General features: G+C 42.8%; 9 protein-coding genes. 2 read left to right on the plus strand and 7 right to left on the minus strand.

Going from position 1 to position 10,052, the window contains the following annotated elements:
* Positions 1-487 precede the first annotated feature (487 nt).
* The 7 genes from MHO32_RS24695 to MHO32_RS24725 form a co-directional block, all read right to left on the minus strand.
* The gene (locus tag MHO32_RS24695) at positions 488-1,738 is read right to left on the minus strand and encodes an HD-GYP domain-containing protein (protein ID WP_239214753.1); all 1,251 of its coding nucleotides are present in this window, start codon (positions 1,736-1,738) and stop codon (positions 488-490) included.
* Between the two features lie 145 nt (positions 1,739-1,883).
* Positions 1,884-2,882 carry a LacI family DNA-binding transcriptional regulator gene (locus tag MHO32_RS24700; RefSeq protein WP_009698790.1) on the minus strand — a complete coding sequence of 333 codons (999 nt, stop codon included), beginning with the start codon at positions 2,880-2,882 and terminating at the stop codon, positions 1,884-1,886.
* 102 nt (positions 2,883-2,984) lie between these two features.
* Entirely contained in the window at positions 2,985-3,740 is a 756-nt protein-coding gene (chbG, locus tag MHO32_RS24705) for a chitin disaccharide deacetylase (RefSeq protein ID WP_239214755.1), read from the minus strand.
* Positions 3,741-3,757: 17 nt separating this feature from the next.
* Positions 3,758-5,080 carry a 6-phospho-beta-glucosidase gene (locus tag MHO32_RS24710; protein ID WP_009698792.1) on the minus strand — a complete coding sequence of 441 codons (1,323 nt, stop codon included), beginning with the start codon at positions 5,078-5,080 and terminating at the stop codon, positions 3,758-3,760.
* Between the two features lie 10 nt (positions 5,081-5,090).
* Positions 5,091-5,402: a PTS lactose/cellobiose transporter subunit IIA gene (locus MHO32_RS24715; RefSeq protein WP_005448800.1), complete on the minus strand. Its 312-nt coding sequence runs from the start codon at positions 5,400-5,402 to the stop codon at positions 5,091-5,093.
* Between the two features lie 47 nt (positions 5,403-5,449).
* Positions 5,450-6,784, minus strand: a complete 1,335-nt coding sequence (locus MHO32_RS24720) for a PTS sugar transporter subunit IIC (protein ID WP_239214757.1) — start codon at positions 6,782-6,784, stop codon at positions 5,450-5,452.
* A gap of 88 nt (positions 6,785-6,872) precedes the next feature.
* Positions 6,873-7,178 (minus strand): PTS sugar transporter subunit IIB, encoded by a 306-nt coding sequence (locus MHO32_RS24725; RefSeq protein ID WP_005448803.1) that lies wholly within the window; start codon positions 7,176-7,178, stop codon positions 6,873-6,875.
* A 404-nt stretch (positions 7,179-7,582) separates the two neighbouring features.
* Here MHO32_RS24725 and MHO32_RS24730 point away from each other — a divergent pair, with 404 nt between their 5' ends.
* Both MHO32_RS24730 and MHO32_RS24735 read left to right on the plus strand, forming a co-directional pair.
* A complete protein-coding gene (locus MHO32_RS24730) occupies positions 7,583-8,032 on the plus strand; it encodes a type III secretion system chaperone (RefSeq protein ID WP_005448805.1) in 450 nt (149 codons plus the stop codon).
* A 30-nt stretch (positions 8,033-8,062) separates the two neighbouring features.
* On the plus strand, positions 8,063-9,733 hold the full coding sequence (locus MHO32_RS24735; RefSeq protein ID WP_017817400.1) for a hypothetical protein: 1,671 nt from the start codon (positions 8,063-8,065) through the stop codon (positions 9,731-9,733).
* Positions 9,734-10,052 lie beyond the last annotated feature (319 nt).

Consider the following 10,052-nt stretch of genomic DNA (forward strand, 5'->3'; position numbering starts at 1 on the left):
TTTTAAAGCTATTATCGTTCCAACAGAACGATAATGAATTGACTGTGCCAAGTCCGAAGACTTGATTGGTCACTTCGTTTCATTGAAACCTAATTTGAAACCGCTCTTTATTAAGAGAAATTTCTAATTGGATTATCATCAACGAGTGCCCACACAGATTGATAGATCTATATTGTTAAAGAGCTTGCTTATCGAGAAGTTTTTCTCTCAAAGCGGAGGTGCATTCTAACGAGATAATTGAGAGTGTCAAACACTTTTTTCAACTAATTTTTCGTAGAAGCTTTTCACCTCTCCGACCCTGCTGAAGCCTTGTGGCGCCTGCCGTGTCGATGGATGCGCATTATAGGGAGAAGATTTTCTTTGGCAATACTAAAAATGCATTTTTTCTAAAAAAACATGCCAAATGGATACTTTCCATCCAACCTTAAAATTACCCAGAAATAACACTCAGGATTTCTACAATTTACCCACAAAAAGCTGTGGATAACTACTCATCACTATCGAAGAAATAAGAAATGCGTGAACGTGGATTAAGGTATTCTTTGATCTTCTCCGGCAATTTAGACGGATGAATCGCATTAACTATCTTTATGTCCTTTGATGCAAGGTCAATGATTGGCGCTTGAGTTCTTGGAACTGCTGGGTCATAGACCAGTACATTTGGAAATAGTAAGTGGGACGCATTAACAGAGATAACCAATCCCACCATATTATTGGAGAGCTGAACCACTGTTCCCGGTGGGAACACCCCCATAAACTTAATAAGGATGTTGAGGTTCTCTTCTTTATATAAGTGTTTGCAATTCTTATAGAGGTGGGAAAGCGCCGTATATGGAATTTTTTGTTCAGCAGCAATCGAGGTGTGACATAAATTATCAAAAGCATTCGCAACGATAATCACTTGAGCGAGTTCATCAATCTCATCTCCCTTCAAACCTTCAGGATAGCCAGAGCCATCACGCAATTCATGATGTTGCGCTATCACTGTTTTTGCACTGTCAGGAAAGTCTTCAATTTGATTAGCCATATCCAAGCCATACTTAGTATGTAGCTTTAGATAATTGCTTTCTGGTTCAGTGAGTGGGACTTGCTTCCTTAATATAGCGGTTGGAATTTTGATTTTGCCCATATCATGGAACAAAGCAGCAAAAGAAAGCGCTTTAAGTTGCTCCGCTGAATACCCCTTCGCACGTCCAATCATCATCGCGATTACCGCAACATTAAGGGAGTGGAAGTAGATATCTTCAAACTCGTTTTTACCGTTCATTAAGTGCAGTGTCACATTGTCATCACACATTAACTTATCAACGATGTCATCGATCAGTTGTTGTGCCTCCCCTACTGCATCGACAGGGCGGTTGCGAATCTTGGTCATCACTGAACGCATTCTCGCAAGTGAACGCTCAAACTCTTTTTCACATTGAATGACACGGCGTCGATACGCGCTTAACTTTTCTATGCGTTTTTGCTTTTCTTTCCAAAGCTTTTGCGCTTCAAGATCTAATGTATTGTCTTGCTTTACTTCGACCTGAGGTTGATTTGCAGGTAAAGGAGACGCATCGCTTTGCTCGGGATTGAAATAAACGAACTTCACACCAAGATGACGAATCATCTCAACTTGTTCTTGGTCTTTGATTTTGAAGCTATTGAGTAGGAATGGGTGATCATTCCACTTTAGCGGAAGACGGATATGTAACCCGGGCTGAATACGATCCACTGTAAGTTTAATTGCTGCCACTTTTCCACTACTGATTCGGTTTTCCTGATAAGCCTATAATAGTAGTCAATTTTGTAAATGAATTCATCAATAAGGAGGATGTATCAAGCACCTCTGTGCATGTCATCAACAAAGTTGCACTAACCAGGTCGATAAGAAAGGGAAACTAAGTAATTATTCGGTCGGCTTTGCGCAGCTTTAATTGCGCTTCAAATTCGGGTTGAGTCATCAATGGTTGCTCTTTTATTAAGCCTATCAACGTTTGCACCGCTACTCTGGCCATATCACTGATCGGGAAATGTACCGCTGACACAGTTGGGTACAAACTTTCACACAAATCCACACTGTCGAAGCTCACCAATGAGATTTGCTTCGGTACGGAGATACGATGCTCATGAAGAAACTGCATGGCACCCACGGTCATTTCTTCACTGCATGAGAACACTGCGGTCAAATCGGGATGCCTTCTATAAAGAGCAGCCATTGCATCGTACCCACTTTGACGACCGTAGTTTCCTTCTTCACACCAACTCTCATCGATGTCTATACCCGCCGTTTTCACTGCATCAATATAACCTCGCTTTCTCAACAAACTGTTTTGGCGTTGAGAGGGACCAGCGATGCAAACTATTTTTTGATGGCCACCAGCGATTAAATGCTCAACAGCAATTCGGCTCGCGTGATGATGGTTAAAGGTCACACAGCGTTCTTCAATACCCTCAACATACCGATCGAGCAGTACAAATGGTGTTGGTAGTTTGGCAAGTTCTCTCAAATCATCATCAGAAAGATAACGACTATGGAGCACATAACCATCACAGCGCAAATCATTAAAACGCTGAATTGCCTCTCGCTCCCCTTCCGCTGAATGATGTCCTTGTGCCGTGATGAGGAACTTCTTGTGCATATCCAACTCAGTCTGCACTTGTTCCATCATTTCACCAAAGAACCCACCCGTGTAGTACGTCACCAAAAGGCCAACCATATTACTAGAAGAGGTCGCGAGTGAACGCGCGATTGCACTAGGGCGATAGTTGAGCTCTGCCATCGCAGCTTCGACTTTCTTTCTCGTTTCTTCTCGGAACTTCCCTTCTCCGTTAATGATACGAGAAACCGTTGAGCGATTTACTCCTGCGAGTTCGGCTACATCTTTAATCCTTGCCATAATGCTGCTTAATCCAACTTCCTGTTTTGTTAATCATGACTTAGCGAAAAGTGGCTGCCAGCAAATCGTAAGGTGTATAGGGGGCGATGCTGACAGCCTTAATCATACACTGGCGACTTCACTTGAAGAAACGAGAGCAGAGTAATCCGTGATTGCCATACCATGCTGAGCAAGTTCTTGTTTAAAAACGGGAGAAGTCAGGACTTGAAGTTCCACCTCTCTTTGTTGGGCGTAGCTACTTTTCGACAATAGAGATTGGTCCGCTTCCGCCGGGTGACACATCACTTCAACTACGTCATATTGAGCTTTCAAACTCAATAAATGCTTCATAATACCTTCCAAACTAACCCCTTGATCATAGAACTCAGCAGTAAAGTAATACTTCACACTGTTCTCTATGTGGCACAAACCGCTACCACGCAAAGGTACTTTGTATTTCTGAGCAACCTTTCGAATCACCGGAAGCAGTTGTGGATGTGTATGCGCATGGTGGTGACTATCTAAATGACTTAGTGGTAGACCCAATTTAAGAAATGCTTCCACCTGGGCCACCGCTTCTTGATAGACCACCTCTTCTTCGAAATCTTGTATCTTCCATAGCTCATCGTAACTAACAAACTGAGTTTGACCACGAGTAAGATTTGGATGTCCCGTTAAAGGAATACCGGTAGTAAAACGAAGGTGCACACCAACGTTCAAATTTGGGTTCTGCTTTGCTAATTCAATCGCGTGCCGCTCTGCATCCATTCCCACCATCATTGTTGTAGACTGAACCACACCCTGTTGATGGGCTTTGATAATTCCCTTGTTCACACCCGGAGTTAAACCGAAATCATCTGCGTTAAAGATCACTTTCATTGGTGCGGTTCCTTACTTTACAAAGTCGTCAATTTGAATTGAGGCAGATACGCGGCGTTTACTTCTAATATCTCATCCAAAATGGACTTAGCCCGTCCGATATCAGGAACAAGTGGATTATTGGTTAACGCCATTAACGCTTTTTCGTAGCTTCCTTCCACTGCTGCTTCAATAGCGAGTTGTTCATAAGCTTTGACCTGATGAAGTAGTCCTTTGATATTGCTAGACAGCTCACCAACTGCCAGCGGCTTCGCTCCCCAACTGCCGATCACTGCACTGCATTCAATCACCGCGCTATCCGGTAAGCCATTGATAGCACCATTGTTTAGCACGTTCACTACATGAATACTGTTACGATTGTTGTAAATTGCATCCACGAGATTCAACGACGCGTCAGAATAGTAAGCGCCTCCTCGCTCTTCCAATTCCTTTGGCTTGTGGTCTAAATTAGGATCTTGGTAAAGCTTAAATAATGCGCTTTCTGTTTCCATCACCTGCTCAGCACGTGTCCCTTGCTCTCCTGCACTCTGCTTTTCTTCCGCTAGCATCGCATCTGTTTGATAGAAATAACGATGATACGGACAAGGTATGGCTCCAAGCGCTTTAAGAAACGCAGGATCCCACGGCTCTTCCCATATATTTTTCATGCTGAAGTTGGCACCATCCCCAACTTTTTCCAGAACGGTTTGCGTAATGTCTTCTCCTTTCAACCAAGCCTTGAGCACCCAAACAAGATGGTTTAAACCAGCAAACTCAAGCTGAAGCTCTTTTGGCTCGCAATCCATCATTTCGGCAATCATCATCTCCATAGATACAGGAACGTTGCACAAACCTATACTTTTTACGTTGGAGTATTTACTGACCGCTTCTGATACTAAACCTGCAGGGTTAGTAAAGTTCAACATCCACGCGTGTGGAGAAAGTTCTTCAATGTCCTTACAGATATCGAGAATGACAGGAATAGTGCGCAGCGCTTTTGCAAAACCTCCGGGACCCGTGGTTTCCTGACCGATAACGTCATACTTGATTGGAATTCGCTCATCATTCGCTCGTGCCGTTAGTCCGCCAACGCGAAATTGAGTCATTACAAAATCTGCATCTTTTATCGCTTCACGACGATCAAAGCCGGCTTTGATTTCAATATCAGCTCCTGCTTTATCAATCATCCGTTGTGCCAAGCCTTTGATGATCTCTAATTTCTCCGCACCTGATTCAATATCGACAAAGTGCATCTGTTTTACAGGCAAGAACTCCAAACGCTTAATTACCCCCTCAACAAGCTCTGGTGTATAACTGCTTCCACCACCTATAATGGCGAGTTTGATTGCATTTCTTGGCATCGTACCGTCCTTATCTCGCTGCTAACTGCTTGTTCAACGCAACGATTTCCACTGCCATTTCTTGCGCTAAGATGGTTGTCATTAAGTGGTCTTGTGCGTGTACCATAACAAGAGTCATTGGCACTTTGCCCTCCCCCTGATCTTCTTCAATCAATTGGGTTTGAATCAGATGCGCTTTGTTAATGCACTCTTTTGCTTGAGAAAGCTTTTCCTCTGCGGCGGTAAAATCTTTCTCTCTCGATAGACGCAACGCTTCGTAGCTCAAACTCCTGGCTTCACCTGCATTACAGATAATTTCCATTACGACTAGTTCTTGTTCCATTTCTTCTCTCCGGAAATGAAGGCTGCCAAGCGACAGCCAAATCATGATTAAGCTGTCACGCCCTCGCCTGATGGCTGTTCAGCGTCTTTACTTTCTTTGCTCATAGGTAACTCTTGTTCCATAACCTGCTTTTCAAACATCTTGAAGAACGGCAGATAAATGAAGAGATCAAGAATCAGAAGCCCAATCACCAACAGCACAGGTGAGAATGTCCAACCGCTCCCCCATGAGGCACCAATTAACGCCGGAGTCGTCCATGGCGTGGTCGCAACCCCCATACCAACAAAGCCGAGTTGTACTGCAAAGTAAGCAATGGTTGCGTTGACGATTGGTGCAAACACAAATGGAATGAATAGAATTGGGTTCATTACGACTGGGCTACCAAAAATCACAGGTTCATTAATTTGGAAAAAACCAGGTACCGCACTCATGCGACCAATACTCTTTAGGTGAGCAGAGCGGCTAAATGACATCAACATAACAAGGGCAAGCGTTGCGCCCGAACCACCAATAAAGATGTAGAAATCCCAGAATGGTTGAGTGAATACGTTTGGAATTGGTTGACCCGCGACAAACGCATCAATGTTGGCACTGATGTTGGTTAGGAAGATTGGAGACAATAAACCAACCACAATTGCGGCACCATGAATACCAGCAAACCAAAGTAGCTGACACACAAGCAATGCACCGATGATTGCTGGTAAGGTGTTGGAAGCACTGATCAATGGCTTAAACATCGCCATTACTGCATCAGGGATCAACATGTCATATTGGGTTTGAACAAAGATACTTAATGGGTACAGTGTTAGAAATACAGCCAGTACCGGAAGAAGAACTTCGAAAGAGCGAGCAATCGCAGGTGGTACTTGTTCTGGCATGCGGATAGTAATGTTGTGTTTTTTCATGAAGCGGTATAGCTCAACAGCAAAGAAGGCGCACATTACCGCTGTAAAGATCCCGGTCCCCCCCATATGTTTCATAGCAAGCGATCCGTCTTTTGCAGGTGCAGCTACCAGCAAAAAACACATCAAAGACAATACGGCGCTGGTGATACCGTCCATCTTGTACGCTTTCGCCAAACTATAGGCGACGCCAAGCGAGACAAATATGGTCATGATGCCCATCGACATATTGAAGGGCATCATAATGGTATCGAAATGCGTGGTCGCAAAATCCAACCAAATTCGTCCTAGTGCAAACGTCGTGTCTTCAGCAAATGGTGGGAAAGCAAAAATTAAGATAAAACTACCAACAATAATAAACGGCATTGCCACAATAAATCCGTCTCTCATTGCTCTGACATGAGGCTGATTACCTACTTTCGCTGCAATTGGGGCTATATGTTTTTCGACTATTCCTATAATCGCATCATAGAGCTTCATAGAATCCATCCTTATTTTCAGACAAAAGAATCCCACACCAAATATTTATATTTAGTGGCAACTCTTATTTCTATTTAAAATTATTGAATTAGTTAATAAGTTCTAAAGCTTGCTGGAGTACTTCTTCTCCTTTCATCATCCCGTAGGCTTGTGGAGAGATTGCATCAATATTCTTACCATGTTCCTGTGCTGTTTTGCGCAACTCCTCTAACTGAAATCGCACTTGCGGACCTAACAGACAGACATCGTACTCTTTAATTGCCTCATCAAACGCATTAACTGACAGTGCATCAATCTTACACTCAAGCCCTTGCTTTTCAGCAGCTTGCTCCATTTTCTTCACTAGCATACTGGTCGACATTCCAGCACTGCAGCATAAGAGGATCTTTTTCATAGCCTTGCTCCCATTGTGTAAATTTCGAACTACAAAAACTGTAGCAAAAATAACCAACACAAAAAAGCGCAACCGGTTGCATTGAGTATGAACAAGATCTCACTTTCAATATAAAACAAAGGAGTAATTACATAAAAATAGGAATTAGACAGGAAAAGACAAAGCTAAGTATATATTTACAATTTTCATATTTATGAAATTAAAACATTAAATTAAAAACAAGAAATTTATTATCAACCTCGCTATTTAGAAGCATAAAAACCATGATAATAATCATTTGAATTTCATGTCATTAACTATTTAATCCTCTTAGTAACCTAAAACATCACAACCGTCATTGACAGATTTCTCGACACAGCTCTTATACATTGCCATCAACTAAATAAACCATTGAGACTGCTGACGTGAGCACATTAATTGAGCAATTATTTCAAGAATTAGTTACAGACCTAGGCATCGACACACTCCAGCCCAACGAAGACGGGCATTGTACTTTGATGGTTGATGAAACTCTTTTACTAGACATCGAGTTGGACCCTAAACGTGAACGGCTGATCCTGACATCGCTAGTAGGACCATTAAGTTCCCAACAAGGCATAAAACAATTATCAAGCTTAATGCAGTTCAATAAAGCCTTATATAAAGAACTCAATATGTCTCTAAGCCTTGAAACTCACACAGCGAGTATCGTTTTGACATACAGCGTGGATGCTGGTCTTTGTACTGTGTTTGACCTAGAAAGCGCACTGTCGTGTTTCATCAGTCAAACAGAGAAATGCCGTCATTTGCTAGAGAGTACCCAAGAGGACTCGCCCCCTAAAAATAGCATGCTCAATACTGCTATCTGCGTTTAATTTTCCTCAAGAATTTATAGAGATACCGATATGGCTATACAACTACAACAGTTTCTTAGTGTTGCTAAAAATAACACTGTGGTTGCCAATCAAAACAATCAAGGAGAGGTCACTTTAAAAAGTGGTCGTTTTGAAGGCAAAACGCTTTCTCCTTTTGCAAAGCACACTCAAACTCAATCCAATCTTAACCTTCAAACCATGGGGCTCTTTCTCAACTCATTACAGAAAGAGTACGGAAGTGATATCACCTCACATCTAGCTTCTAAGTTAGATATTACCTCCGGTAGTAAGCCGTTAAGCGGAAAAGTCATCCAGACCATTGTTGGTGAGGCGAATGCCATCAGCAAGGCCATGACCGCTTTCAATGCCCAAGCCGTTCATGATTTTATTGCCTCTCCAAATGGCGCTCAAAAATTACTTGCTAACAACGACCACGAGCAATGGTTGGCTCCAAATAATGCAGCAGGAAAACAATTTGAAGGCTTACTTCACGAGGCATGCGACAAACAACACCATCAATTGACTCAACGAGAAATTGCCGAGATCGCCCAAACCGTTGTTGATGACATACATCGTCTTCCACAAGGTATTCAAGAAGACTTCAACCAAGTAGCGGATGCATTCAATCAGAAAGATCATTATCAAGTACTTCACAACCTCGATAATTGTGCGCAAAAGATCATGCTACGCGCGCAATTTGACTTAGCTGATGTCGATAAGCAAAAGCTTGGCGCTGACGACAAGAGTGGTTACCAGCAACGTATCGTGTCTGAATTAACGCAAGGCTTATCTCAGACTCAAGCCAGCGATTTACTCAACTCTATTCTTAATCATCCAACCAGCAAAGAACTGGTCCAATTGCTCAACTCTCCAGGATTCAAAATGCAAGTAATGGATGACCTAGAGCAAGCCGATATTCCACATGAAGAGCAGTTGTTAACACTGACTAAACTGTGTCGAACTGAAACACTGCTTGATGCACTAATTACAGAGTTAGATAAACGCGCACATGGTAGTGACAAAGCATCGCAACGTTTAAATGATTGGGTTAGTTACTATGGACAGGGTATTGGTGCTGGTGAGATTTCAGCATCAGATCCTGAGTTTGCTTCTGCTTTTTTGACGATGCAAGCCAATGACAACCACTTAAATCTTGACGATTGTGGGCTTACTCAAGAGCCTGTTGCTGCGCAAACCAAACAATATGTCACGCTGACTAACCCCACAGCCGTCACCAATGCACTCAAAGAAATCGCCGCAAAAGTGGATGAAAAACGCAGTGAGCAGTTTGAGAAAGACTTTGATCGCGCAACTTATCTAGTTGATGGTGCTCAAATCAGTCGCAATGAAGATTCAACATTAGATGACATCAGTAAAATGCCGACAGGCGTAAGCTACTTTGCTAACCAAGAGTTGTTTGCAAGCGTCCTTATCTCTTTGATGAATGAACAAGGCATCACGCCAATAGGCGACCCAACATCCACGTTCAATTTGTACAATAAAGAAGATGGCACAATGGAACTTCATGCCCAATTGGACATGCAACTTAAAATGATGATTGGTTTAAACGAAGAGCCATTAGATCCGGATAAAAGCTCGCTGCATCTTGAGGTCAATCTAACGATAGCAGCGCACAATAGCCAAATTGATGCCAAGTTAAATGGACCAATTAACGTCGACTATCGAGCCGCTCCTCTTTAATCCCGCGTAATAAGATTCCAACAAATAACCAAGCCTCGATAGTGTCGAGGCTTTTTGTTAGCCTGAAATGCGTCAGTTTTTAGGGACATAATCCCGCTAACTACCACCTTGATCATCATGCTGGATTTGAATTCACAAACCTCAGATACAACAAAGCCCCGACTTTTGTCGAGGCTCTATCTTGGAATATGATACCGGTGACGGAGTTGATTGGATAGGTACGCCTGCCGCCACGCTGGATTTGAATTCACAAAACCCAGATACAACAAAGCCCCGACGTTTGTCGAGGCTCTGTCTTGGAATATGGCACCGGTGGGCG

The sequence above is a fragment of the Vibrio sp. MMH1-50 genome (assembly GCF_022347645.1).
GTDB classification, from domain to species: Bacteria; Pseudomonadota; Gammaproteobacteria; order Enterobacterales; family Vibrionaceae; genus Vibrio; species Vibrio harveyi.

Coding starts and splice junctions, on each gene's coding strand:
- MHO32_RS24700 (WP_009698790.1), bottom strand. CDS start 2,882: ATGGCAAGGATTAAAGATGTAGCCGAACTCGCAGGAGTAAATCGCTCA.
- chbG (WP_239214755.1), bottom strand. CDS start 3,740: ATGAAAGTGATCTTTAACGCAGATGATTTCGGTTTAACTCCGGGTGTG.
- MHO32_RS24710 (WP_009698792.1), bottom strand. CDS start 5,080: ATGCCAAGAAATGCAATCAAACTCGCCATTATAGGTGGTGGAAGCAGT.
- MHO32_RS24715 (WP_005448800.1), bottom strand. CDS start 5,402: ATGGAACAAGAACTAGTCGTAATGGAAATTATCTGTAATGCAGGTGAA.
- MHO32_RS24720 (WP_239214757.1), bottom strand. CDS start 6,784: ATGAAGCTCTATGATGCGATTATAGGAATAGTCGAAAAACATATAGCC.
- MHO32_RS24725 (WP_005448803.1), bottom strand. CDS start 7,178: ATGAAAAAGATCCTCTTATGCTGCAGTGCTGGAATGTCGACCAGTATG.
- MHO32_RS24735 (WP_017817400.1), top strand. CDS start 8,063: ATGGCTATACAACTACAACAGTTTCTTAGTGTTGCTAAAAATAACACT.